We start from the raw sequence: 26,962 nt of genomic DNA on the forward strand, positions 1-26,962 counted from the left end.
AACATACTTTTATAAAAAGGGGGTATTTTTTAAATTTGGAAGAAATCTAATACGCATTTTTTTCTCCTCGAAAAACATTAATAATTGTTTTTATAATGATTTTCACATCAAGAAGTAAACTCCAGTTTTCAATGTACCAAATATCGCATTCTACTCTATTTTCCATATCAACCAGTGCTTTGGTTTCACCGCGATAGCCATTAACCTGTGCCCAACCAGTTATCCCTGGTTTGGCATATTGCCGAACTAAATAATTATTGATTAACTCACTATATTCTTGCGTATGATACAACATGTGGGGGCGTGGTCCAACTACCGACATATTGCCCAAAAAAACATTAAAAAATTGTGGCAATTCATCAATACTTGTTTTACGAATAAAAGCACCAAATTTTGTAACTCGTGAATCCCCTTTCTGAGCCTGCTTCTCATCTGCAGAAGCATTAACACTCATACTTCTAAATTTAAAACATGTAAAAGATTTGTTATCCCGCCCAGATCTATCTTGTTTAAAAAAAACAGGACCCGGAGATTCTACTTTTATAATTAGCATTATAATTGGAAACAACCACGGAAATATTAATAAAATAACCAATCCTGAAAAGCAAATATCAAAAGCTTTTTTCAATAATCTATTTACTGCATATTCTAAAGGCTCACGGCGAGACATTAATACAGGCATATTCTCATAAAAAGAAATTTCAACTCTACTTGATTTAGTATACAACTGAAAATCAGGTATAAATTTCACGCGAACCATATGCTGCTCGCAAATATCTATTAAGTAATTAATGATATTAACATTATCGATATGCAATGCGATATACATTTCATCAACATGAACTTTTGCCATGTAGTTCTGAATATCATTAAACCCACCCAAAATAACATCGTTTGCTAAATGACGGCTATTTTCATTTTCATCAAAAAAACCTAAAAATCTATAACCATAATTTAAATTTTTGGCTAATATTTTGCGTATGCTCCTACCCTTGTCGTTAGCTCCAACAATAACAAAGTTTCTATAATTATATCCCTTAGATCTAACATATTTTAAAAATCGCATCAAAAAAAACCTTGATAGCATCAATAACACAAAGAAAAACACATAAAAACAAAATAATTGCATCCTAGAAATATTTGAATATTCTAGAAAAACCACAAAAACTGCAACAATAGAAGCGTGAATAATAACTTTTTTAATTGTTCTGCTTAAAATTGACTCTAAGGTTTCTATCCTAATAATTTTATATGAATTCTTATAAAGCAATAATCCAATCCATATTAAATTACCCAACAAAGAAATAGTTTGTGTCTCTTTTATGGATATGACATCAAGATCATCAGACTTAATCAAACCAGAAACAAAGACTGAGACATTTAACAAAATCATATCCCAAACAATAAATAGAATTTGATAGTATCTCGAGAAACTATATTCAGATAGTTTTTTTAAAATTTTCATAATTGAAAAGAACTCTATTTGAAAAAACTTTTGATTTTTTTTTCTAAAATTAGTTTAACAAAAACTGGCCCATAATATAAATATCTTTTCCACATTCTTTTGGGTTCTTTTATTAATCTCACAGACCATTCTAAACCTAAATTTATCCATACTTTATGTGGTCTTACCACTGTTCCTGCATAGAAATCGAAAACTGCTCCGATTGAGCAAATAACTTTTACATCTAAAATTTCTTTAAACTTATAAGCCCATTTCTCCTGTTTTGGCGCTGTCATTCCAATGAACAATACATCAGGTTTGAAATCATTTATTATCTTTATTATTTGTTGATTATCATTATCTGAAAATTCATTTTTAAAAGGAGGTGAAAAGGATTCTACTTCCACATCAGGAAATTCGTTTGAAATTCGCTGAGTAATTTTATCAAGTGTATTTTGAGAAGAACCCAAATAAAAACATTTTCCTTTTTTTTTATTTAAATCGTTTAATAAATAGTGATGAAGATCAGCTCCAGCTATCTTAGAAATTTTTTTATTATTCAACAATTTTACAGCAGCTACAATTCCAATTCCATCCGGCAAAAGAATGTCAGATTCCTGAAGGGCTTTTTTAAATGTTAAATCTATTTCTGCGATACAATAAGAATATTGATTAATAGTATTAATCAATGTTTTTTTGTCTAAAAAACAATTAGACAAATCATCCTTAAATATTTTATAACTAAGGCATGGTTCAAATAACATTTCATTAATCATTTCACTTCATTTCTTTTATTAATAATTGACATATAGATATCGTTGAAATATGATAATTGGGAGTTTACCGAATATTTCTCTTTATAAGTTTGATAGGCATTATTTTGAATTTCTTTTCTAACTTCTTGTGATAGTTTATCAAATGATTGTAGTGTTTTTATTAAGTCCTCTGCATTACCTTGCTCAAAATGAAAACCATTTAAATTATTAGAAACCATAGAAGACATCGCTCCTAAATTTGATGCTATAACTGGCGTCCTGCATGAAAAAGCTTCTATTATTGTCATTGGCATTCCTTCATACCATATTGATGAAAAAATAAGGGCTTGAGCTTTTTTCAATTCTAATCTAACTTCTTTATTTTGTATGCTTCCTAAGTAGCAGATATTCTTATTATCTAAACTTGCATTTACAACAAGCTGTTTTAATATACCATCTCCTGCTATCTTGAGTTCATATGAGGAATTCCTAAAAGCATCTATTAATACTTTTACCCCTTTCTCATCTGACAATCTTCCTACAAATAAAAAATGATTTCCCCTTTTAACTTCCAACTTAGTTTTGTTGGTCATTACAAAATTTGGCTTAACTGCAAATTTTTCGACAGGAACATTAAAATTAGATTTTTGAAAAAGTTCAACTGCAAATGAAGTAAGGCACAAATATTTTTCAATTTTTGACCAAGTACCTATTTTTTTATGAAACCAGATAATAAACGAAAGCCAAAACGTTTGGAAAAACGAGGACCTATAAACTTTCTTAAATATTGCTGTATAAGGAAATCTTTGATATAGGCTATGACTAAATAATTGCCCTTTGTTGAGTAAAATACCAGAAGGGCATAATAAACGATAATTATGAATTGTATGAACAACTGGAATTTTTAATTGACTTATTTTTCTAAAAACCAAGGGGCCTAAAGCAAAGTGCCAATTGTGTATATGAACCAAATCAGGTTTAAATTCCCTAATTTTTTTTTTTACTTTTCTCGCAGAAGAGACGTTCCAAATTGAGCCCAAAAATTGCATTGCTCCCCTCCATCCTAGATGATTTTGAAAATATATAACCTCAACAGTATGATGTTGTTTTAATAAATTCAATTCTTGATCTACAACAATATCTTCGCCACCAAACATTTGATAGCGCGTATGAATTATGAGAATTTTCAATTTTACTGAAACAAATTAATCACTTTGTACTTAATTCTAGAAAGAATAGAAAATGGTTTAGTGAATTGCTTTATTATTTTTGGATCTAAACGAATGTCTGAAGAAAAAAGGAAGTTTGTTTTTAACCCACTGTCTAGAATTGTTTGAAATCTATTATATGTTTCTGTTGTATTGCTTGCATCTTTTGTAAAACCAACATTTTCAATTTTTGAAACAAAAGCGTGCGCAGAAAACAAATCATATTTAAATTGATGATAACACCAACGAATAGCCCAAGAATTTATCTTTCCTTGCATCTGACGATCCAGCATGTTTGACATATCAGAACCCATCTTATTAAAATTATTTCTTGCTTTCCTGTTTTCTTTAAATTCATTGTAATCACTAACATTCCAGTCAATTTTTAACCAACGATTTCGCCATGTTGCCCAGCCTGTTGAACTTGATCTTTGAGTAAAGTAATTATCAAATTCTGTATTAACTTTAATTGGCATACTAAATCCTGCAATTGAAAACACTTTTGATTCGTCCTTATAAAAGAGAAGAGCTTCATTCATAAAATTTAAAAAATTTGCACTGCTCACAAGATCATCTTCTAATACGATGACTGTTTCATGAGTTTTCAAAACTTGGCTTACACCATCTCGAATTGAATTTGCTAATCCTTTATTTATTGATGCTTCATAGATCGTAATACTTTTAAAACCATTAATAGAATGCAAATATTTTCGAACTGCAGTTACAGCTGTCTTATCTAAAGATGTTTTTGCTTCATCCGAAAAAATATAAAGGTCCGATTTCTCAGCCAGGTAATTTTTTTGAAGTGATTGTACTGTTTTTTGTAAAGTCCCTAGACGCTTATATGCGAAAAGGACTACTGGAGAAAAATTATTCATTTGTTTTTTTTTAAATCATTCTTTTTGCAAAAGCATAATACTGACCCACTAATTATAGAATTGTAAAAAATTTACTTTATAAAGGAGGATAAATTCATAGAAGACCTATCAATTTTGAACTTTTATTGAGGTAAGAAATTTCTTTTTCATTGGTAAATCCAAAACCATGTCTAAAAAAATCAAGCCTACAATCAGTATTAATTATTTAATAATCTTTAATTTGAAAACGAAAGGCATATCCAATTTTCCCTAATTGATTGCCTAGTTTTGCCAACATTTTAATAAAATATTTATTTGGACTAAAAATCATTCTGATAATTAACAAGAAACTCACCATAAAACCTCCAAAAACACTGTATAGCCATTTTATACAGCCAATAAAAAAATGATTGTTTTTAAAAAGATGATTTGAATAATTATATCCTGAACGATATCCTCTTTTATAAAACCAAGATGCTTTTAATCTTTTAAAATCTTGTGTTTCGTATATAATAGCTTCATTTGAAAATATAATTTTTGCTTGTCTTGATAATAAAAAATTAAAAAAATCAGAGTCCTCTCCACCTGTGTGATTAAATTCTTCAAGAAAAGCAGGGGTTCTCAAATTAAAAATTTCTTTACGAACTAAAGTATTTCCCGTATATCCTTCATTTATTCCTGCACTTTCACCAGTAATTCTGTTCTTACGAAGAAAAAATGAACTCTTTTTAATATAAGAAGGAAAATAGTCGGGAATTTCATAAATCACTTTACCTAAAACAACATCAGCTGAATATTTTTCCTGACAACTAACCATGTTATTCAGCCAATCACGATCGGCATATTCATCATCATCAATAAAAAGAAGAAATTCTCCATTTGATTTTGATACTGCCATATTTCTTGCATAAGACAATCCTTTTAAGGGTTGGAAATAATATTGAACTCTTGTCCTATACTTGTAAACTATTTCCTGAGCAGTTTTTCTGGCGTCATTATCTACAACAATAATTTCATATTCATAACTCGTGTCTTGTATCAAAACAGATTCAATACATTTTTCCAATAATAAAGGTCTATTATAAGTACATATAGCAACCGTAATCTTTTTATTTATCATCAGTTTTTACATTTAATTGATATTCTTCTTTAGTCCACTTTGCACAAATCCCTGTGAGGGCACTGAATTAAGAATAGATACAATAATTAAAAAGAATATGATATTTAAAAAATTTTTGGGCTGAAGGTAACTGGATTCTACTAAGTTGTTAAAAAGAAACAAAACAAAAAAGAAATTAAAAAAAATGACGTACGAAGAATTAGATTTCATTTTGGATAATTTGTTCAAAATACTAGACAAAAAACATATAAATAAAGAAACACCTATTAGCCCATATTGAACATATAAATCTATTAATCCATTATGCGACTGGCCTATTTCTGCAAAAAGCGCATTATCAATTTTAGATGAGGGTGCGCCTGTTTTACCCCAGAAACCTCCAATTCCATAACCACATAGTGTTTTATTCTCCAATTGAACCTTATCTAAAACATCCCTCCAAATTTGTGTTCTCCCTGTTAAAGTTAAATCTCTTTTAAAATTTGATGCTGATACATTAACATTTGAAAAGGACAAAACCGACAGATCTTTTGAATTTGTAAAAAAGAAAAAAGAAAAAAGAATTATTGAAATAAGTAATAATACCTGCAATATTCTATTACTTAGGCTATAAAAAAAATAAATCAATAAAATCAATGTAATCAATAACAAGTTTGTAAAACTTTGACTCATGAAAACAAATACTATCCCAATTGACAAAAAAAAGAAAAAAGAAAGATTATTATTAGCACGTTTACATCTCGTGGAAAAATACAATCTATCAGAAAATAAAGCAACAATTGTCAAAGAAGAAAACTGTCCCAAAGTATTAGGTTGGTTAAAAATGCTTTGATATCGACCAATTAATGTTGTTGAAAAACCATTTGCAAAAAAAATCACAAGATATAACAACATTAATATCATTAGTATTTTTAATACTTTAAGCAATGTTGCAGAAAATTCTATGTTATATTTATCAAACAAAACGATTAGGCTACAAACTTTAATAAAATAGCCAATAGTTAAAAAAATCAAATTAATTGATTGACTAAACATATTATCTAGAACTAAAACACTCGAAAAGAAAGTTAAAACCAAAATAATGATGATTTTTTTTTCTTTTGTAACGAGTTGTAAACTTGCTTTTTTATTATTCAAAAGAACCAATGCAGAAAGTAGAACAAAAATAAAATTTACAGAAGTTGTAAACCACCCGAGCCCAATTTCTGCAACATCACCATATTTAAAACCTAAAAATTTCAAAACAAGATCAGGTCCAGTAATAATATTAGTAAGTTGTAAATAAACAAATAGCAAGATACGTGAACTAGGTTTCTTCGTCTTTAATTGTCTTTTAAAATTTCTTCTAGTAGATGCTAATTCCACAATGCTATTTTATTTGCTCCATATATTTTTATCTGTATGTGCTAAAACCTTATTAGTTTGAATCCAAAGAATGATGCTCATTCCTACAAACATTAATAAATTAGAAATTACTATTCCGTTTATTCCGATTTTTTTTGCCAAAAAACAACATAATGGAATATTCACAATGCAGACAATTAAATAAATATATAGTTGTAATCTTATCTTACCTACTCCATTTAAAAAGTAACTATTTAAATTTAAGCACATATAGGCGATTACATATAAACTTAACAAAAGTGATAACTTAAATGGTATTTGTATTGAATCGCCTAACCAAAACTTATATATAAAATTTGAAAACACCAAGATCAGGGGAACAATAACAATCGAAATAAAAAACCATATTTGCCTTATTTTTTTAACGCTATTTTTTATCCACTCATAATCTCTTTTTGCATTTGCATCTGTAAAAGCACTCCAGTAAGGGTTCATTATAATTGAAAAAAGCATAATTACTGTTGAAAACAATTTAAGAGCTACATTAAATTTTGTAACAGATTCTGGCCCTATAAATTTTGAAATAATAATATTATCTGTCTGAAGCAGTATTATTGAACCTATTTGAATAATAAAAAAGTGTCCTCCAACTTGAAATATTTTTTTTGAATAGCTAAAATCTACGTGAGAAAATGCCGGAGCAATATTTTTAAATTTAGTTTTATAAAAATATAAGCTGGCCAATGTCAGGATTATAACAGGATTCATTGTTAAAGCTAATACTAGAACCGTAAGATTTCCCTGAATCGTTTTTTTCATAATGTAAATAGTGATTAAAACACATAATTGTCCAATTAATAATAATAATCCAGCGATAGCAGGCTTATGGACCGCAGTAAGTACTGTGTTGATTAATTGAACTACAAATTGCACACAAAAAGAGCCGAAAATTATTAGAACTGCTAATGAAATATCATCTTTTACAGATTCAGGAATATTTAAAAAAGTTTGCCAATCGATATAAGGATTTAAAAAACAGAAAAATACAAATAAGCCAAGAGAAATTATTAGCAAACAGGCATAGGTTGTACTTACATATATTTTAGCAAGCTGAAACTCATTTAAAGCTAATGATTCTGCTAATTTATTTCGAAGACCATTACCCATTCCTATATCAAAAAAGCTCATCCATCCTATCAGCGAACTAATAGTCAACCAAATACCATATTGCATAGAACTTACGTAATTTATAGTCATAGGGACCAATAATAATCCTATAACGATACTGGCCCCTTTAATAAAAAAAGAAATTGCTATATTCTTTTTTGCTAAAATGGTTCTGCTATGTCCCTCTGAAAAAAAAGAGTAAATTTTTTGCTTAATTTTTTTTATCACTACGATTTAAATGCTTTAAACTTTACACAAAAGAGTTATAAAACTAATTTTGAATTGTTCTTTAGTTTGCATGTTAGATACTATTTAAAATTCTTGTTTCGTAATTTTAATATTCTCTGGTTTGTCTTCTCATTTTTAACTGTTTTGTCTACTGCAGACAACACTATTCAAAATAATTTAAAGTTTTATACCCAACTTCATTTAAGTATTGCTCTTTTTGCATAAGTTCCAAATCGCTTTGCATCATATCTGTGACTAAAGCCTGTAAATCATAATTACATTCCCAGCCTAATTTGCTCTTTGCTTTAGCTGGATCACCAATTAGTATGTCAACTTCTGTAGGCCTAAAATACTTTGGATCAACTGCCAATACTTCTTTACCAATCTCTATTTGAAAATTAGGATTATTACTAGCTTTTACATACCCTTTTTCATCAACTCCATTGCCAATAAATTCTAACTCAATTCCGACTTCGGCAAAGCTCATGCGTACAAAATCTCTAACAGCAGCTGTCTTACCTGTTGCAATTACCCAGTCTTCAGGTTTATCTGCTTGCAAAATCATCCACATCATCCTAACATAATCTTTAGCGTGTCCCCAATCTCGTTTAGCATCTAAATTTCCCAGATACAATTTATTTTGCAATCCGAGTGCAATTCTAACGGTTGCTCTTGTAATTTTCCTGGTTACAAAAGTTTCACCACGTCTTGGAGATTCGTGATTGAACAAAATACCATTACAGGCAAACATATTATAAGCTTCCCGGTAATTTTTTGTTATCCAAAAACCATAAATTTTAGCAGCACCATATGGAGAACGCGGGTAAAATGGAGAGTTCTCATCATAAAAACCTTTTTCGTTCTTATTTTCTGGCAAACCTCCATATAGTTCAGAAGTTGAAGCCTGATAAATTCTTGTTTTTTTCTCAAACCCTAATATCCTAACTGCTTCTAAAATGCGTAAAGTACCAATTCCATCAACATTTGCTACATATTCTGGAGAATCAAAAGACACTTTTACATGAGACATTGCACCTAAATTATAAATTTCGTCAGGCTGTACTTCTTGAATAATTCTAATAATATTAGTTGAATCTGTCAAATCTCCATAATGCAATTTGAAATTTACATGCTGATCATGCTGATCCTGATAAAGATGATCTATTCGCTGTGTATTAAAAGACGACGCACGCCTTTTAACCCCATGCACCTGATATCCTTTTTCTAATAATAATTCAGCCAAATAAGATCCATCTTGACCTGTGATTCCCGTTATAAGTGCTACTTTCATACTTTATTCAACTTTGGACAGTGTAGTTCCTTTATAATTTTATCTGTTTAAAATTTTCAATGTTTTTTGAAAACCAATCGTAAGTTATTTTAATCCCTTCGTAAAGCTCTACTTCGTGCTTCCATCCAAGTTTATGCATTTTTGAGACATCCATAAGTTTCTTTGGTGTACCATCAGGCTTATCAGCGTCCCAAATAATCTTACCAGTATGGCCAGTAACTTGCTGCACAATTGCGGCAAGTTTTTCTATTGTTAAATCTTGACCTGTTCCTATATTGTATAAATAGTGAGGTAGCCTGTTCTCTAAAGCAAAAACAACCGCTTTAGCCATATCATCGACATACAAAAACTCTCTCATTGGCTTTCCGCTCCCCCAAAGAGTTACTGTGGCGTTATTATTTATTCTAGCTTCATGAAATTTTCGAATCATAGCTGGTAAAACATGTGAAGTATGTAAATCAAAATTGTCATGCGGACCATACAAATTTGTTGGCATTAGGCTTACAAAGTCTTTTCCAAACTGTTTTCTAATAGCTTGACAAGCTTTTATACCCGCAATTTTTGCAATAGCATACCATTCATTAGTTGGCTCTAGAACATCCGTTAACAGATAATGCTCTTTTAGTGGTTGTGGAGCTAATTTTGGATAAATACAAGAACTTCCCAAAAAAATAAACTTTTCTACTCCACTTCGCAAGGCAGTATCAATTAGATTATTTTGAATTTGCATATTCTCCATTATAAACTGATAAGGAAAATCATTATTAGCTAAGATTCCCCCAACACGAGCAGCTGCATCAATCACAATCTCAGGCTGCATGTCAGCAAAAAAATCACAAACTGATTTTTGGTCTCTTAGATCTAATTCTGCACTAGGAAGTCCAACTAAATTTGTAAATCCTCTAGCAATCAAAATTTTCCAAATGGCACTACCTACCATTCCATTATGACCAGCTATGTAAATTCTGCTATCCTTTTTCATAATCTCCACTTTTATTTTACCTTCGACAACTCTCTAACCGCTACCTCTTTCCTCAACCCACTACTTGAAAAACGATGATCACGTTTGTTAAAATAAAGGTCAATACCTTTTTCTTCACAATATAATCTACCTGTAAAATTTTTATGTTGATATTCATCGCCTATTATGCGGACATCTATTTTAAAAGATCTTAGAATGTCTTCTAAATCTTGTTCTGTCGAATACGGAACAATTTCATCTACAAACTTGCACCCTTTAAGCTGGATGTATCTTTCAACCACTGTTTGTGTAGGACTATTTTTTTCAGGACGATCTAATGCCGGATCTATCTGTAATCCAACAATTAAATAATCACACTGTCTTTTCGCCTCTTCCAACATCTTTACATGACCTGCATGTAGTAAATCAAAAGCGCTAAATGTTATTCCTATCTTCATATATTATTGAATAGTTAGTAAAAAAATATCCAAAGAGCATAGCTTCGCTTCTCCGAGTCACATAACTCGGATCCAAATTCTTATTTCAGTAAAAAACTTCCAGAAAATGCTTTATTTTACAAGAGGGAGCTTTTTAATTTTTGCAAAAGTAGTGTAGTAAAAGTATAATCAAAAGACAAAAAAAAAGAAATGTCTTATTTTAATATAAAAAAGTCTAGTTTTACTCTTACAAAAAAATTAGGTTATAAAAAATATTAGAAATGCGGATATAACGTATCTTTAGCTATTAAAAGCTACTTTTACAGAGACATTCAACGAAATCTACAAATGAAAAGAGCGATATTACTTTTTGCATTGTTTACCTCCTCAGCCTATAGTCAAATTTCGGGTTGCACAGATTCACTGTCCAAAAATTACAATCCAAACGCAAAACTAAATGATGGAAGCTGTATCTATCAAAAAGTAGATTTAAAACCAGAATATTCTAGACAACTGAGTGATTCAATAAAAGAAACCTCTGGCTTAATTGCTTTTAAAAATTTACTCTGGACACATAATGACGATCATGACGCTACGATTTATGGTTTGGATACTTTAGGAAAAATCAAGAAGAAAATCATTCTTCCTGAAACTGTCAATCATGATTGGGAAGAAATCTCACAAGACAGCACACATCTTTATATCGGCGATTTTGGCAATAATTATTCTGGAAATAGAACCGATTTGAAAATTCTTAAAATTGAAAAAAGATCTTTTTTAGAAGAAAATCCGAAAATTGAAACCATCCTATTTTCTTATTCTGACCAAACTAATTTTTCTCTATCAAAACCAAACAAAACCGATTTTGATTGTGAAGCATTTATTGTTTCCAAAGACAGCATCTACCTATTTACCAAGCAATGGAAATCGTCTAAAACCAATATTTACGCTTTGCCAAAGCAAGAAGGAACACAAATTGCAAAACTCAAAGCAACAATTGATACCAAAGGTCTGGTTACTGGTGCCACTTATTTAGAAAACAAAAAACTAATTACTTTGTGCGGCTATACCAAAGTAGGAAAACCTTTTTTATATCTGCTCTACGATTTTAAAGATCAAGATTTTTTATCTGGAAATAAAAGGCGAATCGATTTAAAACTTCCTTTTCATCAAATTGAAGGAATTGCGACGAAAGATGGTTTACATTATTTTTTAACGAATGAATCTCTTGTTCGAAAACCAGTTATAAATGTTCCTCAGCAAATTCATTATTTCGATTTAAGTTCCGTTCTAAGGTTGTATCTCCATAAATAATTCGCAAATGCAAGATAATAGTTTACTTTTGCAGAAAGTTATGTTTTAGAAAACATTCATAACTCATAATTTATAACTTATAATTACAAAGTGAATTACTTATCAGTCGAAAATATATCAAAGTCATTTGGAGAAAGAGTCCTTTTTGACAACATTTCTTTTGGAATTAATAAAGATCAAAAAATCGCTTTCATTGCAAAAAATGGTTCTGGAAAAACAACCATAATGAGCATTATTAATGGTTTGGAAGAACCAGATACTGGGCAAGTTGTTTTAAGAAAAGGAATCAGAATGGCATTTCTATCGCAAGACAATAATCTTCAAGATGAACTTACGATCGAAGAAAGTATTTTTGCCTCAGATAACGAAACGCTTAAAGTTATTGAAGCTTATGAAAAGGCTTTAGAAAATCCTGCTGACGAAGAAGCTTACCAAAAAGCTTTTGATGCTATGGATCAGCATAATGCTTGGGATTTTGAAACGCAATACAAACAGATTTTATTCAAATTAAAGTTGGAAGATTTCAAACTTAAAGTTAAAAATCTTTCTGGAGGTCAGAAAAAACGTCTTTCTCTAGCCATAATTCTAATCAATCGTCCCGATTTATTGATTCTAGATGAGCCAACCAACCACTTAGATCTAGAAATGATCGAATGGCTGGAAAGTTACTTTGCCAAAGAAAACATCACTTTGTTTATGGTAACGCACGACCGTTTCTTTTTGGAGCGGGTTTGTAACGAAATTATAGAACTAGACAACGGAAAACTATACCAATACAAAGGAAATTATTCTTACTATTTACAGAAAAAAGAAGAAAGAATCACTTCTGAAAATGCTAGTGTTGACAAGGCTAAAAACTTGTTTGTAAAAGAATTAGAATGGATGCGCCGCCAACCAAAAGCGAGAACAACCAAATCTAAATCACGTCAGGATGACTTTTACATTATTAAAGAAAAAGCGCAAAGCCGACGAAAAGAAAATAAAGTTGAGCTTGAAATTAATATGGAAAGAATGGGAAGCAAAATCATTGAGCTTCATAAACTTTCTAAAAAATTCAAAGACCGCGTTATTCTTGACAATTTCAGTTTTGATTTTCAACGTGGAGAAAGAATCGGAATTATTGGCAAAAACGGAACTGGAAAATCGACCTTCCTAAATCTTTTGACAGGAACAATTCCTCCAGACAGCGGACGTGTTGTTAAAGGAGATACTATAAAAATTGGATATTATACACAGTCTGGAATTAACCCAAAACCAGGTCAGCGTGTTATTGATATTATAAAAGAGTACGGAGAGTATATTCCGTTGACAAAAGGAAAAATTATTTCGGCTTCGCAATTATTGGAGCGTTTTCTTTTTGATGCCAAAAAACAATATGATTACGTTGAGAAATTAAGTGGTGGAGAATTAAAGCGTTTATACTTGTGTACGGTTTTAATTCAGAATCCAAACTTCTTGATTCTAGATGAGCCTACAAACGATTTGGACATTGTAACGCTTAACGTTTTAGAAAGTTTCCTTTTGGATTATCCAGGATGTTTATTGGTAGTTTCTCACGACCGTTACTTTATGGATAAAATTGTCGATTATTTATTTGTCTTTAGAGGTCAAGGCGAAATAGAAAATTTCCCAGGAAACTATTCTGATTTTAGAGCTTACGAAGACAGTGCTGATGTTGCTCAAAAAGAAGAAAACAAAGCAGAAAAGAAAGACTGGAAACAAAACAATCCAACTGGAAACCTAAGCTTTAACGAACAAAAAGAATATCAGAAAATCGAAAGAGAAATTAAAGATTTAGAAGCTGAAAAAGCCAAAATCGAACAATTATTCTCAGATGGAAAAATTGCAGATGCCGATATCGAGAAAAAAGCAAACGAACTTCAAAACATAATTAATAAAATCGAAGCAAAAGAAGAACGCTGGTTTGAACTTTCTGCTAAACTTGAAGGATAGTCATTACACTGAGATTCGCTAAGAAACCTCAGAGCTACGCAAAGTTTTTTTTGTGAATCTTTGAGTTTTTTTTTGTGAATCTTTGTGAAACATATTACACATTTTTATGAATTTTATTGAAACAAAAAATTGCCCTTTACTATATAAATATTAAAAAATACCATAATGAAAAAACTATTAGCCGCAGTATTTACTTTAACCTTATTTATTTCTTGTAACAATACGGAAAAAGATACAGAAAAAGACCCATCTGAACCAGCAAAAGATTTCACAGAACAAAACGAAAAGGACATTAAAGATTATTTAACCAAAAATAATTTAACTGCAACCAGAACCGATTCAGGTCTTTATTATATTATTACAGAACCAGGTAATGGCGCTCAACCAACTTCTACTTCTAATGTAACTGTCGCTTATAAAGGTTATTATACCAACGGAAAAGTTTTTGATCAAAGTAAAGACACAGGAATTTCATTTGGTTTAAATCAAGTAATTAAAGGATGGACAGAAGGCATTCCTTATTTTAAAGAAGGAGGATCTGGAGTTCTTTTAATACCATCTCGTTTGGGTTACGGAAGTTATGATTATATGACAATACCAGGAGGGTCTGTACTTATTTTCGACGTAAAATTGATTAAAGTAAATTAATCTTTCATTCTAAATTTCTAGATGCTTTTTCAAATAAAATCTTATCTGAGCTTTCTTTGGCATTCTAAGAACGAACATGCCGTTCACTCGCCGTTTGTTTTTAATTTACTGACAAAATGTTTTTATGATAAGAAAACAAAACCTGAATATGCAATTCTAAAAAAATATAGAAAATCGCTTTTAGAAAATAAAAACTTTATTGAAGTAACCGATTTTGGAGCGGGATCGAGAGTTTTCAAATCAAATAGAAGACAAATTTCTAAAATTGCACAAACAGCAGGAATTTCGCCAAAACGAGCAGAATTATTGTTTCGTGTTACCAATTATTTTAAGCCAGAGAATATTTTAGAAATAGGAACTTCTTTGGGTTTGGCAACTTCAGCCCTAGCTTTGGGAAACCCGAAAGCGAAAGTTGTTACTATTGAAGGCTGTCCAAATACAGCAAATGTTGCCCAAAATCAATTGGCTGAATTTGATTGTAATAATGTTGAAAATGTAATTGCTGAGTTTGAATCTTTTTTAATTTCTGAGAACATTCAAGCAACAAATTACAATCTGGTCTATTTTGACGGAAATCATTCTAAAAAAGCAACTTTAGCTTATTTTGACCTTTTACTACCAACAATCGACAATGATTCTGTATGGATTTTCGACGATATTCATTGGTCAGAAGATATGGAAGAAGCTTGGGAAATCATCAAAAATCATCCTCAAGTAAAAGTTACGATTGATACTTTTCAATGGGGATTTGTATTCTTTAGACGAGAACAACCGAAAGAGCATTTTATAATTCGAGCATAAAAAAAGACGATCATTTCTGATCGTCTTTTTCATTTTCTAATTCAAAATTTTAAAATCTTATTTTTTTGCGTCTTTGTTTTCTTCAGATTTAGCTCCCATTCTATTTACAGTATACATTGGTGCAAATTTTACTTTCAAACCAGCAATTTTACGATTATCTTCAGCTGTTAAACCTTCTTTTTCAACTGTATTTTTACGGCTGTCAAGAGCTTCATACATTAATTTGATTTCATCCCAGTCTTCTCTAGAATATTTATCTTTATTATTTTCTACAGTATGAACAAACTGCTGATAAACGCTATGAATGTTTTGGGCATTAACCCAATTAAAACTCATATCATCACCAATTTTTCCTGCACCAAACAACGCATCTCTTAACTGTTGTTTCGGACTAGGAGCTGGAGGGGCAAATTGGGCGGTCATTTCATTTTTAAATTCCTCGTACTTAATTTTACTTGCATTTATTTTTTCTGTTGCGGCAGCATTATCTTTAATATCAGCCAACGCAGCTTGCGCTTCGGTAGATCTTCTATCATATTCTGCTTCTACACTTTTCCAATTCTCTTTTAAGTCAGCAGCTGCCACATTTTTAACAGAGTCAACATAGATTACATAGTTCTCTACTGTTTTTTGAGCTCTTTCTTGTTTTTCATCTTTACACGATGTTAACCCTAATACTAATAAAGCAATTCCTGTAGCTATTTTGATATTTTTCATAATCTTGATTATTTAATTAATTGATTAATCAAATTTACCAAACGCTTTTCTTAATAAATTACATTATTATCATGTTTTTAAAATTAAAAACATCTTAAAACTATAAAAAACACAAAACAATGATAATATTGCAAAATATTTTAAAAAAGATATAACATTATTCTCTTTTAAAAATATATTATATAAAAACGTATTTACGAAAGAGGTTTTGTAACAAAAACCAATTCTGAACTACTTATCCTTTTTATTGAAAAGTGTTTTGTACTTTTAAATCCAAAATTGTAAAAAAAAATGGCTGAACCATTAATTAAAATAACCGACATCAAACGAAATTTTACTTTAGGAAATGAAATCGTTTATGTTTTAAAAGGAATAGATCTAGAAATACAAAAAGGCGAATACGTTGCTTTAATGGGACCTTCCGGATCAGGAAAATCTACATTAATGAATTTATTAGGCTGTTTAGACACTCCAACTTCAGGTCGTTATATTTTAAATGGAAAAGATGTAAGCAAAATGAAAGATGATGAACTGGCAGAAATCAGAAATAAAGAAATTGGTTTCGTATTTCAGACTTTCAATCTTTTGCCAAGAACTACAGCTTTAGACAATGTTGCCTTACCCATGATTTATGCTGGTTACGGAAAATCTGAAAGAATTGCTCGTGCCACAGAAGTTTTAAAACAGGTTAATCTTGCCGACAGAATGGATCACCAGCCGAATCAGCTTTCTGGAGGACAGCGTCAGCGTGTTGCGGTTGCAAGAGCATTAGTCAACAGACCCTCTATTATTCTAGCCGATGAGCCAACTGGAAACTTAGACAGTAAAACCTCTGTAGAAATTATGAAGCTTTTTGGAGATATTCATGCACAAGGAAATACTGTAATACTAGTAACTCACGAAGAAGATATTGCCGCTTATGCACATAGAATTATTCGTTTGCGAGATGGTCTAATTGAAAGCGATACTTCCAAAGAATTGCACACAAATAAAATTTAGATAATAAATGCGAATTATAAAATGTTTTTTACTTGCGTTTTTGGTTTTGACATCGTGTGAAAACGTGTCAAAAAAAGAAAATCAATATTCTGAATTACCTCCAAAAGCACCAAGAACAAAAATATTTTGGCTAAACGATAAAACGATCAAATTAAAAATAGACCCTACTCTATCCTATTCTAAAAATATAAAATGTGACTCTGTGATCGGAGTAAATTATATTGGTTTCTCTGGTGAACATTTCTTTAATCCTATTAATGAAAAAGGAAAATATATAAATACAATTAGTCAAACGAAAAAACTTAATCAAAATCAGATTTTAAGATTAAATTCGATTATTGGAAACAAAAAAACATATAAAAATCCAAATATAGCAGGCTGTTATGAACCAAGACTTGCATTTATATATTTCAAAAATAATACAGTAATTTGTCAAACTCAGGTTTGTCTAAGCTGTTACCAGCTTCAATCAACTGCTAATTTTGTTGAGGGAGTAAGTGGAAACTTCAACAATCAAGCTCAAAAAAAATTAACTCAACTGCATGATGAACTCGGTTTCAAAGAAAACTAAAAACTTAGCATCTCAGCACCTTAGAACCTTAGCATCTTAAAAAATGAAAGTATATACCAAAACAGGCGATAAAGGAACAACGGCTCTTTTTGGAGGAACGCGTGTACCAAAAGACCATATTAGAATTGACAGTTATGGAACTGTTGACGAATTGAATTCTTATATCGGATTGATTCGCGATCAGGAAATGGATTCTCATTATAAAACTATTTTAATCGAAATTCAAGACCGCCTTTTTACCGTTGGTGCCATTTTGGCAACTCCACAAGAAAAAGAAGTTTTGAAAAACGGAAAACTTCGTTTAGAAAATCTCGGCATAATTGATTCGGATATCGAATTACTGGAAAACGAAATAGATAAAATGGATGAAAGCCTTCCGCCAATGACTCATTTTGTTTTACCCGGTGGCCATCCTACCGTGTCACATTGTCATATAGCGCGCTGTATTTGTCGTCGCGCAGAACGTTTAGCAGTGCATTTAAGCCATAATGAACACGTTCCTGAAATAGCAATCACGTACTTAAACCGACTTTCTGACTACCTTTTTGTCTTGGCACGAAAGTTGTCCTCAGACTTAAAAGCGGAGGAAGTGAAATGGATACCCAGAAAATGAATTTTCTGAAAATTCCAAATTTTTGAAATCCCAAATTCCAAGAGAAAAATTTAAATTCTTTTGAATTTATAAAAAACAAAAAAAGCCTTCCAACATTGGGATTTGGAATTTAAATATTGGTTTTTAAACTTCTTTTTTGAAGTTTGGAATTTAAAAATTGGAATTTAATAATCGACGTTCTTAAATTTTATTAAAATAAATCAAAATTTACTTGTCTTTTTCAGTAAAAAATTTATTTTTGCACAAACTAAACAGATAACAGATGTATTGGACATTAGAATTAGCATCTTATTTAAGTGATGCGCCATGGCCTGCTAACAAAGATGAACTTATAGACTACGCTATCAGAGCAGGTGCTCCATTAGAAGTAGTAGAAAACCTTCAATCAATCGAAGACGAAGGTGAGATATATGAATCAATGGAAGAAATTTGGCCTGATTATCCAACAGACGAAGATTATCTTTGGAATGAGGATGAATATTAAAAAATAAACCAAAGGAAAAAGTCTCTCATCATAGAGACTTTTTTTTTGGTTCAAATACATATATATAATAAAGAAATACAATAAATCATGAGTTTCATAAACAGTATTATTAAAGTCTTTGTCGGCGATAAGTCGCAGAAAGATGTCAAAGCTTTACAACCTTACTTAAACAAAATTAAAACATTCGAAGCTCCTTTAATGAGTCTATCAAACGACGAATTAAGAGGAAGAACCGTTTATTTTAAAGACAGAATAAAAGAAGCTAGAGCTGATAAAGATGCTAAAATTGCTTCGCTTAAAGCAGAAGTAGAAAACATCGAAGACATCGATAAAAGGGAAGATATTTATGATGCAATAGATGCTCTTGAAAAAGAGGCTTATGAAATCTCTGAAAAAACTTTATTGGAAATTCTTCCAGAAGCGTTTTCTGTAGTAAAAGAAACGGCTCGTCGTTTTAAAGAGAACTCTCATATTGAAGTTACTGCAACTCCAAAAGACCGCGAATTCTCAGCAACAAAATCATACATTACTATTGATGGCGAAAAAGCTATCTGGGCAAATAAATGGAATGCTGCTGGAAAAGACATCACTTGGGACATGATTCACTATGATGTTCAGTTAATTGGCGGTATGGTATTACACGAAGGTAAAGTTGCTGAAATGCAAACGGGAGAAGGTAAAACTTTGGTTGCTACTCTTCCTCTTTATTTAAATGCTTTGACAGGAAACGGAGTTCACTTAGTAACAGTGAATGACTACTTGGCAAAACGTGATAGTACTTGGAAAGCTCCTTTATTCGAATTCCACGGTTTATCTGTTGATTGTATCGATAATCACCAGCCAAGTACAGAGCAAAGAAAAAAAGCTTACGATGCTGATATCACTTACGGAACTAACAATGAGTTTGGTTTTGATTACTTAAGAGATAATATGGCGCACTCTCCAAGCGACTTAGTGCAGAGAAAACACAATTTTGCAATTGTCGACGAGGTTGACTCTGTATTAATTGATGACGCTAGAACACCTCTTATTATTTCTGGACCAGTTCCTCAAGGAGATCGTCACGAATTCAACGAATTGAAACCAAAAATCGAAAACTTAGTTGCACAACAACGTCAGTTAGCGAATGGTTTCTTAGCTGAAGCTAAAAAATTAATTAAAGAAGGTAATACTAAAGATGGAGGTTTCCAATTATTAAGAGCTTACAGAAGTTTACCTAAAAATAAAGCATTAATTAAATTTTTAAGTGAAGAAGGAATTAAACAATTGCTTCAAAAAACTGAAAATCAATACATGCAAGATAACAATCGCGAAATGCACAAAGTAGACGAAGCTTTGTATTTTGTGATTGAAGAGAAAAACAATCAAGTAGAATTAACAGACAATGGTATTAAATACCTTTCTGGAGATACTGATGCAGATTTCTTCGTTTTACCAGACATTGGAACAGAAATCGCAGCAATTGAAAAACAAAAATTAGATAAAGACGCTGAAGCTGAAGCTAAAGAAAGATTATTTCAAGATTTTGGAGTAAAAAGCGAGCGTATTCACACTCTTACTCAGCTTTTAAAAGCTTATGCTTTATTCGAAAAAGATGTCGAGTACGTTATCATGGACAACAAAATTATGATTGTCGATGAGCAAACAGGTCGTATCATGGACGGGCGTCGTTACTCGGATGGTCTTCACCAAGCGATCGAAGCAAAAGAAAACGTAAAAATCGAAGCTGCAACCCAAACTTTTGCAACTGTTACATTACAGAATTATTTCAGAATGTATAACAAACTGGCTGGTATGACTGGTACAGCGGTTACAGAAGCAGGAGAGTTATGGCAGATTTATAAATTGGATGTTGTTGAAATTCCAACAAACCGTGGAATTGCAAGAATTGATAAAGAAGATTACATCTACAAAACAACACGTGAGAAATTCAACGCTGTAATCGAAGATGTTACGGAACTATCTCAAGCTGGAAGACCAGTATTAATTGGAACAACTTCTGTAGAGATTTCAGAATTATTAAGCCGTATGCTTAAAATGAGAGGAATCACACACAACGTATTGAACGCTAAAATGCACAAGCAAGAGGCACAAATCGTTGAAGAAGCAGGTAAAGCTGGAGTGGTAACTATTGCAACAAATATGGCTGGTCGTGGTACCGATATTAAATTATCTCCAGAAGTAAAAGCTGCAGGAGGTTTAGCAATCGTTGGTACAGAGCGTCATGATTCTCGTCGTGTAGACAGACAGTTACGTGGTCGTTCTGGTCGTCAAGGAGATCCAGGAAGTTCTCAATTCTATGTTTCTCTTGAAGACAACTTAATGCGTTTATTCGGTTCTGAAAGAGTTGCGAAAGTAATGGACAGAATGGGATTGAAAGAAGGTGAAGTTATTCAGCATTCTATGATGACTAAATCTATCGAGCGTGCTCAGAAAAAAGTAGAAGAAAACAACTTTGGTGTTCGTAAACGTTTATTAGAATATGATGACGTAATGAACTCGCAACGTGAAGTAGTTTACAAACGTCGTCGTCACGCATTGTTCGGAGAGCGTTTGAAACTGGATATCGCGAATATGCTTTATGATACTTGCGAATTAATCGTAAGCAACAGTAAAGTAACAAATGATTTTAAAGGATACGAGTTTGATTTAATTCGTTATTTCGGAATCACTTCTCCAATCTCTGAAGCAGATTTCTTAAAATTATCTGATATTGAAGTTACTGGAAAAGTGTACAAAGAAGCTTTAGCTTTCTATACTGAAAAAACAGAAAGAAGCGCTAGAGAAGCTTTCCCAATTATCAAAGGAGTTTACGAAGAGCCAAACAATCATTTTGAAAGAATTGTAGTTCCATTTACAGACGGAATCAAAACTTTGAATGTGGTAACTGACTTGAAAAAAGCTTATGATAGCCAAGGTGCTCAATTAATTGCTGATTTCGAGAAAAACATCACACTTTCTATTGTGGATGAAGCTTGGAAAAAACACTTACGTAAAATGGACGAATTGAAACAATCTGTTCAATTGGCTGTTCACGAACAAAAAGATCCATTGCTTATCTATAAATTAGAGGCTTTCAACTTGTTTAGAGGAATGTTGGATAACGTTAACAAAGAAGTTATTTCATTCTTATTCAAAGGTGATTTACCAGCTCAAAACACTCCTGAAATTCACGAAGCAAGAGAAGTCGCTCGTCCAAAAGAAAATTTACAATTAAGTAAAGACGAAATCCCAAATAGCGAAAGCATCAACCGTGAGGCTGGAGAAACTCAACAACGTCAAGTTACTGAAACTATCGTTCGAGATATGCCAAAAATCAACAGAAATGATACGGTTGTAGTTCAAGAAGTTGCTACTGGTAAAACAGAAACAATGAAGTACAAAAAAGCTGAAGCTTTAATAGCAGCTGGAACTTGGGTTTTAATTAACTAATAATATTTTAAGTATTCAGTCGCAGGCACAGTTTACAGTATAGGCTGATACTTATAAATTCCATAAAAAAAGACCGATAGTTGAAACTATCGGTCTTTTTTTATGGAAAATTATCTTTATTTCCAATTCACTCCCTCGTCCTAAAACTGAGACTGATCACTAAATACTGAACACTAATCCCTCGGGTTATCCTGATAATAACGTTCTTCAATTCGTTTTATATCTTTGATAGAGTTTTTCGCCCAAAGTAAGCGTTTTACTAAAATTTCTTCCTCTGTCAATTTCCAATTAATATCAGATCTGCGAAGTCTATTGGTTAAACTTTGAATGATAATGGCAGCCGACACAGAAATATTTAAACTTTCTGTAAAACCAACCATAGGTATTTTTAAGAAACCATCGGCGTTGTCCATAATTTCTTGTGACAATCCTTCTTTTTCTGTTCCAAAGAATAAAGCACTTGGTTTTGTAATATCGAAATCTTCCAACATGCAATCTTTCTCGTGCGGAGTAGTCGCAATAATTTGATATCCTTTACTTTTTAAATCGGAAAGGCATCCTGAAACCGAATCAAATCGATTGATGTCAACCCATTTTTGCGCACCCAAAGCAATTTCTTTGTCGATTCTTTTTCCAAAACGCTGTTCAATTACATTTAATTCCTGAATTCCAAAAACTTCACAGCTTCGCATTACTGCGCTTGTATTGTGCATTTGATAAACATCTTCTACTGCAACTGTAAAATGCTTTGTTCTATTTTCTAGTACTTTTAAAAAATTAGCTTTTCTGTTTTCTGTCAATATATTTTCTAAGAATGCGAGGTAATCTAAATCAATCATTTTATTTATGTTTGGCGCAAAAATAATAAATAAAAGAGAAAGAAGACTTCACCTTATTTTTCAGCCTGTCAAATCTGCAATAAAATTGACATTAAGTTTTTCGTGCAAAGCATGAAGCTGAGCCAAATTCACAGACAAAATATCGTCTTTATATGAATCTCCCGTAAAAACTGCTTGTTCATTTTTAGAATGTTTTTTAAGACGTTCCAGCATAGCGTTCAATTCACTTTCAGAAAAATCAACATTAATAAAAGCTATGAATCGCTCTATTACATTCTTCATTCCATCATTGTAATTAAGCATTATTATATTTTGGTCTCTTTCGTAAAAATCTAGAAAACTTTGAAAATACTTCTCTAAAACCAAAACTTGATATTGCTGAAAACTTACTTCTTCAACTTCTTTAGAAGTGATTCCGAAAACACTTGAAGGAATTAAATTTGGAATCATGTGCATGCCTGCCATTTTTTGATGCGATCTCAAAACTTCTCCTGGATTTCGGTACAATAATGCAAACGGAATTTCAGGAAAAACAGATCTTAAATAAGAAGCTTTAAAAATACTCCAAGCATCTAGTTTTATAATCAAATGTTTTTGTTCAGAAAATCTTTTTTGCCCTAAGAATCTCAAAACCGATTTCAGCAAAGTGGTTTTCATGGCGGAATCAAAAGCATTACTTCTTAAAATCTGATCGATGATAGGAGCTTCAGAAACCATTATATTTTCAGATGAAGTGGCAAGAGACTGACTCAACATGGTAGATCCGCATCTTGACACATGAAAAACCAATCCTTTTAATTCTACAAAATCGAGTTCTTTAGACCAGTCAATAATATTCTCTGCTGTACTTATTAATTTAAATGATTTTGAATTGTAGTCATGGCTTTGGCATTTTACAATGGTTTCTTCAAAAAAAGGTTCTGCAAATGGTATATCAGCAAAATAAGTCCATTCGAAATAAACCTCATTATCTTTTTCGATCAATTTAATCGGAATCCAATTTGAAATAAAATCTTTTACCTTTTCCATTTTATTATTTCATTTGAGATTGAAGTTCGGCAATAATCTTATCATTTGTCTCCGATGGATTTCTAGAAAGCTCCACAATAACTTGTCTTTTCACTTCGTCTGAACATTCATATTTTGGCACATAATTCAGATCAAAACCCATTTTAGAAAATAATTCATCAGACCATTCATTTCTAATGCAATCCAAAGTTAAATGAATTCTAGGTTCTGGGCTTTTGTTCAGCACGCTATGTGGCAACTGAAAATTGGCGTACCAGCATTCTCCCATTTTCATTGGAACTTTCTGATGATTGACATAAAAATAAACTTCCGAGTTTGTAATAATTGGAACATGAATTCTAAAAAATCCATCTTCATATGAAGTATCATTATCAACATGTTCTTTAATTTCGCTATTAGGCCCAAGTCTTAATAATCTTACGGCCTCTTTTTCGCATTCAAACCAATCCATTATTTCTTTAAAATAAGAGCAACTGTCAAGCAAAGGCGTATTTTTATACTCTTTATCTGGAAAAGAAAAAATATCATTCTCTAAACCCGATTGCGATCGTAAAGAAACACTTGTCCAATTTCCTTCATATCGATTGGTATTAAAATGTGGTGTCCATAAATTGGTTTCGCAAATCAATAAATCATTTTGCAGTTTTTCTATCGAGAAAGAAATTGGAAGCTGACAAGAAGAAGGATTCATAACCTTAAAAATTTAAATTGCTAAGTATAAAATGGTAGAGTTTATGGGTAGAAACTGAAACGGTTTCAGAATCTGTTTTTAATACTAAATCTGCTTTTTTCGGAATTTCAAAAACATCGCTTATTCCTGTAAAACTTTTAATTTTATTTTGATCACTGTCTGGCAGCAAGGCTCTTTTGTATAAGCCTTTTGGATCTCTTTCGATCAAATTAGAAATGGCGCAATCCAGAAATACCGTTTTTACAAATTCAAAAGACCTTAATTCATTTCTAAGATTTTCATATGGATTAATAACCGACATGAGAACTATTTTCTTTTCCTCAATTAAATTTCGCCCAACATTAAAAAGACGTCTTACATTTTCGCAACGGTCTTCTTTAGAAAATCCCAAATCTTTACAGATCGTTTGTCGGTACACATCACCATCTACAATTTCGGCTTCATAATTATTTTGAAGTAAAAGATGTCTGACATTTTCTGCCAATGTCGTTTTTCCCGAACCAGATAATCCTGTAAATTGAATTAAAATCATTTTAGCATCACTTTTATAAAACGCGACATTAAAACTAAATAATTTAGAACGAGAGACAAAGAGTATAAATACCCTTTATTTACTAGACATTTGAACAAAGAAATCACTATTTTTATCTTTTAATTAAACTAAAAATGAAAAAGAAACTTGTTGTTTTAACAGGAGCAGGAATAAGTGCTGAGAGCGGAATTAAAACTTTTCGAGACAGTGATGGTCTTTGGGAAGGGCATGATGTGATGGAAGTTGCAACTCCAGAAGGCTGGCATAAAAACCAAGAATTGGTTCTCGATTTTTACAACAAAAGACGCCAACAGTTAAAAGAAGTAAACCCAAATTTGGGGCATATCATTTTGGCTGAATTGGAAAAAGATTTTGACGTACAAATTATCACTCAAAATGTTGACGATCTTCATGAACGTGCAGGAAGCACAAATGTTTTGCATTTGCATGGCGAATTATTAAAAGTACGTAGCACACAAAATAAAAATCTAATTTTAGACTGGACCGAAGATTTGCAAACTGGAGATTTAGATACAAACGGGCATCAATTGCGTCCGCATATTGTTTGGTTTGGCGAAGAAGTTCCTGCACTTGAAGAAGCTATTGACATTACAGAAACCGCAGATTATTTTTCCGTAATTGGAACTTCGCTTCAGGTTTATCCGGCTGCCGGATTGATTTCTTATACACCAAGCACAACACCTGTTTTTTATATTGATCCGAAACCCATTTCGATTCCGAACCTTCGAAACAAAGTCGAAACCATTGCCAAATTTGCTTCTGAAGGAGTTGCCGATTTAAGAGAAAAATTACTGAACTTAGAAAAAACAACATGATTTTTGAAAGCTGGTTACAACAGTTATTTCAGTTTAACATATTCTGGCTCTTTGTTTTCTTTTTAATAGAAAATGCCGCGTTAGTAGGTTTATCTGTTTTAGTTGGAAAAGTAATCGAACCCGAAAATACCTTTTTGAAGAATAAAGATCGAAAATGGGTGTTTTCTACACTGCTTTGCAACACATTCATTACTTTAATAGGTTTTGAACTGTATCGCTACGGAATCATGAAAATAGATTTTTCTCAATCAATTAAACTTATCATTTTTGATACACTTTTATTGATTCTGCTAATGGATCTTTTAATGTTCCTTTTTCATTTTCTGGTTCATCATTTAAAATGGATGTACCCTATTCATAAACTGCATCATACCCATATTGACACCAATGTTTTTAGTTTGTATGTGCTACATCCGATAGAAACTCTAGGTTTCGGTTTTATATGGCTGTTTCTAATTACGGTTTTGAAGTTTAATTATTTGAGCATCATTATTTATTTGATTCTCAATCTTACTTATGGAATATTTGGACATTTAAAAAAAGACATATTTCCATCTTTCTGGTACAACAATTACTTCACAAAATGGATATCGACTACTAAATTTCATAATGATCATCATAAAAATGAATCTCACAATTACGGTTTTTACTTCACAATCTGGGATAAAATTTTCAAAACCATAATTTAAGC

The 26,962-nt window shown here is 31.6% G+C and carries 26 protein-coding genes; 11 read left to right on the plus strand and 15 right to left on the minus strand.

Going from position 1 to position 26,962, the window contains the following annotated elements:
- Window positions 1-46: 46 nt before the first annotated feature.
- The 10 genes from QLQ95_RS03035 to QLQ95_RS03080 all read right to left on the minus strand — a co-directional run bounded on the left by QLQ95_RS03035 (window position 47) and on the right by QLQ95_RS03080 (window position 10,833).
- Window positions 47-1,465 (minus strand): undecaprenyl-phosphate glucose phosphotransferase, encoded by a 1,419-nt coding sequence (locus tag QLQ95_RS03035; RefSeq protein WP_320492339.1) that lies wholly within the window; start codon window positions 1,463-1,465, stop codon window positions 47-49.
- A 14-nt stretch (window positions 1,466-1,479) separates the two neighbouring features.
- Window positions 1,480-2,220 (minus strand): WecB/TagA/CpsF family glycosyltransferase, encoded by a 741-nt coding sequence (locus QLQ95_RS03040; protein WP_320492340.1) that lies wholly within the window; start codon window positions 2,218-2,220, stop codon window positions 1,480-1,482.
- Window positions 2,217-3,389 (minus strand): glycosyltransferase, encoded by a 1,173-nt coding sequence (locus tag QLQ95_RS03045; RefSeq protein WP_320492341.1) that lies wholly within the window; start codon window positions 3,387-3,389, stop codon window positions 2,217-2,219. The genes QLQ95_RS03040 and QLQ95_RS03045 overlap by 4 nt, the downstream gene beginning before the upstream one ends.
- 2 nt (window positions 3,390-3,391) lie before the next feature.
- Window positions 3,392-4,285: a sugar transferase gene (locus QLQ95_RS03050; RefSeq protein ID WP_320492342.1), complete on the minus strand. Its 894-nt coding sequence runs from the start codon at window positions 4,283-4,285 to the stop codon at window positions 3,392-3,394.
- Window positions 4,286-4,490: 205 nt separating this feature from the next.
- On the minus strand, window positions 4,491-5,384 hold the full coding sequence (locus tag QLQ95_RS03055; protein ID WP_320492343.1) for a glycosyltransferase family 2 protein: 894 nt from the start codon (window positions 5,382-5,384) through the stop codon (window positions 4,491-4,493).
- A 12-nt stretch (window positions 5,385-5,396) separates the two neighbouring features.
- Window positions 5,397-6,749 carry an O-antigen ligase family protein gene (locus QLQ95_RS03060; RefSeq protein WP_482502575.1) on the minus strand — a complete coding sequence of 451 codons (1,353 nt, stop codon included), beginning with the start codon at window positions 6,747-6,749 and terminating at the stop codon, window positions 5,397-5,399.
- A 9-nt stretch (window positions 6,750-6,758) separates the two neighbouring features.
- Window positions 6,759-8,123, minus strand: coding sequence for a lipopolysaccharide biosynthesis protein (locus QLQ95_RS03065; protein ID WP_482502577.1), 1,365 nt, complete (start codon window positions 8,121-8,123; stop codon window positions 6,759-6,761).
- Window positions 8,124-8,286: 163 nt separating this feature from the next.
- Window positions 8,287-9,414 (minus strand): GDP-mannose 4,6-dehydratase, encoded by a 1,128-nt coding sequence (gmd, locus tag QLQ95_RS03070; protein ID WP_320492346.1) that lies wholly within the window; start codon window positions 9,412-9,414, stop codon window positions 8,287-8,289.
- A 31-nt stretch (window positions 9,415-9,445) separates the two neighbouring features.
- Window positions 9,446-10,396 carry a GDP-L-fucose synthase family protein gene (locus QLQ95_RS03075; protein WP_320492347.1) on the minus strand — a complete coding sequence of 317 codons (951 nt, stop codon included), beginning with the start codon at window positions 10,394-10,396 and terminating at the stop codon, window positions 9,446-9,448.
- A gap of 11 nt (window positions 10,397-10,407) precedes the next feature.
- Window positions 10,408-10,833, minus strand: a complete 426-nt coding sequence (locus tag QLQ95_RS03080) for an adenylyltransferase/cytidyltransferase family protein (protein ID WP_320492348.1) — start codon at window positions 10,831-10,833, stop codon at window positions 10,408-10,410.
- A gap of 327 nt (window positions 10,834-11,160) precedes the next feature.
- Between QLQ95_RS03080 and QLQ95_RS03085 the strand changes: the two genes are divergently transcribed.
- The 4 genes from QLQ95_RS03085 to QLQ95_RS03100 all read left to right on the plus strand — a co-directional run bounded on the left by QLQ95_RS03085 (window position 11,161) and on the right by QLQ95_RS03100 (window position 15,528).
- Window positions 11,161-12,126 (plus strand): T9SS C-terminal target domain-containing protein, encoded by a 966-nt coding sequence (locus QLQ95_RS03085; protein WP_482502579.1) that lies wholly within the window; start codon window positions 11,161-11,163, stop codon window positions 12,124-12,126.
- Window positions 12,127-12,216: 90 nt separating this feature from the next.
- Window positions 12,217-14,079: an ABC-F family ATP-binding cassette domain-containing protein gene (locus QLQ95_RS03090; protein WP_379796960.1), complete on the plus strand. Its 1,863-nt coding sequence runs from the start codon at window positions 12,217-12,219 to the stop codon at window positions 14,077-14,079.
- Between the two features lie 165 nt (window positions 14,080-14,244).
- Window positions 14,245-14,727 carry an FKBP-type peptidyl-prolyl cis-trans isomerase gene (locus QLQ95_RS03095; RefSeq protein WP_379796962.1) on the plus strand — a complete coding sequence of 161 codons (483 nt, stop codon included), beginning with the start codon at window positions 14,245-14,247 and terminating at the stop codon, window positions 14,725-14,727.
- Between the two features lie 21 nt (window positions 14,728-14,748).
- Window positions 14,749-15,528: an O-methyltransferase gene (locus QLQ95_RS03100; RefSeq protein WP_482502582.1), complete on the plus strand. Its 780-nt coding sequence runs from the start codon at window positions 14,749-14,751 to the stop codon at window positions 15,526-15,528.
- Window positions 15,529-15,585: 57 nt separating this feature from the next.
- On the opposite strand, the gene QLQ95_RS03105 is transcribed toward QLQ95_RS03100, so the two are convergent.
- On the minus strand, window positions 15,586-16,245 hold the full coding sequence (locus tag QLQ95_RS03105; RefSeq protein WP_095931072.1) for a DUF6565 domain-containing protein: 660 nt from the start codon (window positions 16,243-16,245) through the stop codon (window positions 15,586-15,588).
- A gap of 291 nt (window positions 16,246-16,536) precedes the next feature.
- Here QLQ95_RS03105 and QLQ95_RS03110 point away from each other — a divergent pair, with 291 nt between their 5' ends.
- The 5 genes from QLQ95_RS03110 (at window position 16,537) to secA (ending at window position 22,344) form a co-directional block, all read left to right on the plus strand.
- Entirely contained in the window at window positions 16,537-17,244 is a 708-nt protein-coding gene (locus QLQ95_RS03110) for an ABC transporter ATP-binding protein (protein ID WP_482502584.1), read from the plus strand.
- 64 nt (window positions 17,245-17,308) lie between these two features.
- A complete protein-coding gene (locus QLQ95_RS03115; RefSeq protein WP_482502586.1) occupies window positions 17,309-17,815 on the plus strand; it encodes a hypothetical protein in 507 nt (168 codons plus the stop codon).
- A gap of 43 nt (window positions 17,816-17,858) precedes the next feature.
- On the plus strand, window positions 17,859-18,428 hold the full coding sequence (locus QLQ95_RS03120; protein WP_095931074.1) for a cob(I)yrinic acid a,c-diamide adenosyltransferase: 570 nt from the start codon (window positions 17,859-17,861) through the stop codon (window positions 18,426-18,428).
- A 262-nt stretch (window positions 18,429-18,690) separates the two neighbouring features.
- Entirely contained in the window at window positions 18,691-18,912 is a 222-nt protein-coding gene (locus QLQ95_RS03125) for a DUF2795 domain-containing protein (RefSeq protein ID WP_007138072.1), read from the plus strand.
- A gap of 87 nt (window positions 18,913-18,999) precedes the next feature.
- A complete protein-coding gene (secA, locus tag QLQ95_RS03130; RefSeq protein WP_482502588.1) occupies window positions 19,000-22,344 on the plus strand; it encodes a preprotein translocase subunit SecA in 3,345 nt (1,114 codons plus the stop codon).
- 173 nt (window positions 22,345-22,517) lie between these two features.
- On the opposite strand, the gene QLQ95_RS03135 is transcribed toward secA, so the two are convergent.
- From QLQ95_RS03135 to cysC, 4 genes are read right to left on the minus strand one after another with little or no spacing between them, the layout of a single operon-like run.
- The gene (locus QLQ95_RS03135) at window positions 22,518-23,183 is read right to left on the minus strand and encodes a TrmH family RNA methyltransferase (RefSeq protein ID WP_095931076.1); all 666 of its coding nucleotides are present in this window, start codon (window positions 23,181-23,183) and stop codon (window positions 22,518-22,520) included.
- Between the two features lie 60 nt (window positions 23,184-23,243).
- Window positions 23,244-24,212 (minus strand): sulfotransferase family protein, encoded by a 969-nt coding sequence (locus tag QLQ95_RS03140; protein WP_095931077.1) that lies wholly within the window; start codon window positions 24,210-24,212, stop codon window positions 23,244-23,246.
- Window positions 24,213-24,216: 4 nt separating this feature from the next.
- Window positions 24,217-24,903: an aspartyl/asparaginyl beta-hydroxylase domain-containing protein gene (locus QLQ95_RS03145; protein WP_482502591.1), complete on the minus strand. Its 687-nt coding sequence runs from the start codon at window positions 24,901-24,903 to the stop codon at window positions 24,217-24,219.
- Between the two features lie 4 nt (window positions 24,904-24,907).
- Window positions 24,908-25,435: an adenylyl-sulfate kinase gene (cysC, locus tag QLQ95_RS03150; RefSeq protein ID WP_482502593.1), complete on the minus strand. Its 528-nt coding sequence runs from the start codon at window positions 25,433-25,435 to the stop codon at window positions 24,908-24,910.
- Between the two features lie 134 nt (window positions 25,436-25,569).
- On the opposite strand from cysC, the gene QLQ95_RS03155 reads away from it, so the two are divergent.
- Both QLQ95_RS03155 and QLQ95_RS03160 read left to right on the plus strand, forming a co-directional pair.
- Entirely contained in the window at window positions 25,570-26,271 is a 702-nt protein-coding gene (locus QLQ95_RS03155) for an SIR2 family NAD-dependent protein deacylase (protein WP_482502595.1), read from the plus strand.
- Window positions 26,268-26,960 carry a sterol desaturase family protein gene (locus tag QLQ95_RS03160; RefSeq protein ID WP_482502597.1) on the plus strand — a complete coding sequence of 231 codons (693 nt, stop codon included), beginning with the start codon at window positions 26,268-26,270 and terminating at the stop codon, window positions 26,958-26,960. Before QLQ95_RS03155 ends, QLQ95_RS03160 begins: the two co-directional genes overlap by 4 nt.
- Window positions 26,961-26,962 lie beyond the last annotated feature (2 nt).

The organism is Flavobacterium sp. B330r, from assembly GCF_056824325.1.

Coding starts and splice junctions, on each gene's coding strand:
- QLQ95_RS03055 (WP_320492343.1), bottom strand. CDS start 5,384: ATGATAAATAAAAAGATTACGGTTGCTATATGTACTTATAATAGACCT.
- QLQ95_RS03105 (WP_095931072.1), bottom strand. CDS start 16,245: ATGAAAAATATCAAAATAGCTACAGGAATTGCTTTATTAGTATTAGGG.
- gmd (WP_320492346.1), bottom strand. CDS start 9,414: ATGAAAGTAGCACTTATAACGGGAATCACAGGTCAAGATGGATCTTAT.
- cysC (WP_482502593.1), bottom strand. CDS start 25,435: ATGATTTTAATTCAATTTACAGGATTATCTGGTTCGGGAAAAACGACA.
- QLQ95_RS03085 (WP_482502579.1), top strand. CDS start 11,161: ATGAAAAGAGCGATATTACTTTTTGCATTGTTTACCTCCTCAGCCTAT.
- QLQ95_RS03120 (WP_095931074.1), top strand. CDS start 17,859: ATGAAAGTATATACCAAAACAGGCGATAAAGGAACAACGGCTCTTTTT.
- QLQ95_RS03100 (WP_482502582.1), top strand. CDS start 14,749: ATGCTTTTTCAAATAAAATCTTATCTGAGCTTTCTTTGGCATTCTAAG.
- QLQ95_RS03160 (WP_482502597.1), top strand. CDS start 26,268: ATGATTTTTGAAAGCTGGTTACAACAGTTATTTCAGTTTAACATATTC.
- QLQ95_RS03095 (WP_379796962.1), top strand. CDS start 14,245: ATGAAAAAACTATTAGCCGCAGTATTTACTTTAACCTTATTTATTTCT.
- secA (WP_482502588.1), top strand. CDS start 19,000: ATGAGTTTCATAAACAGTATTATTAAAGTCTTTGTCGGCGATAAGTCG.
- QLQ95_RS03075 (WP_320492347.1), bottom strand. CDS start 10,396: ATGAAAAAGGATAGCAGAATTTACATAGCTGGTCATAATGGAATGGTA.
- QLQ95_RS03145 (WP_482502591.1), bottom strand. CDS start 24,903: ATGAATCCTTCTTCTTGTCAGCTTCCAATTTCTTTCTCGATAGAAAAA.
- QLQ95_RS03080 (WP_320492348.1), bottom strand. CDS start 10,833: ATGAAGATAGGAATAACATTTAGCGCTTTTGATTTACTACATGCAGGT.
- QLQ95_RS03155 (WP_482502595.1), top strand. CDS start 25,570: ATGAAAAAGAAACTTGTTGTTTTAACAGGAGCAGGAATAAGTGCTGAG.
- QLQ95_RS03050 (WP_320492342.1), bottom strand. CDS start 4,285: ATGAATAATTTTTCTCCAGTAGTCCTTTTCGCATATAAGCGTCTAGGG.
- QLQ95_RS03040 (WP_320492340.1), bottom strand. CDS start 2,220: ATGATTAATGAAATGTTATTTGAACCATGCCTTAGTTATAAAATATTT.
- QLQ95_RS03035 (WP_320492339.1), bottom strand. CDS start 1,465: ATGAAAATTTTAAAAAAACTATCTGAATATAGTTTCTCGAGATACTAT.
- QLQ95_RS03140 (WP_095931077.1), bottom strand. CDS start 24,212: ATGGAAAAGGTAAAAGATTTTATTTCAAATTGGATTCCGATTAAATTG.
- QLQ95_RS03125 (WP_007138072.1), top strand. CDS start 18,691: ATGTATTGGACATTAGAATTAGCATCTTATTTAAGTGATGCGCCATGG.
- QLQ95_RS03135 (WP_095931076.1), bottom strand. CDS start 23,183: ATGATTGATTTAGATTACCTCGCATTCTTAGAAAATATATTGACAGAA.
- QLQ95_RS03110 (WP_482502584.1), top strand. CDS start 16,537: ATGGCTGAACCATTAATTAAAATAACCGACATCAAACGAAATTTTACT.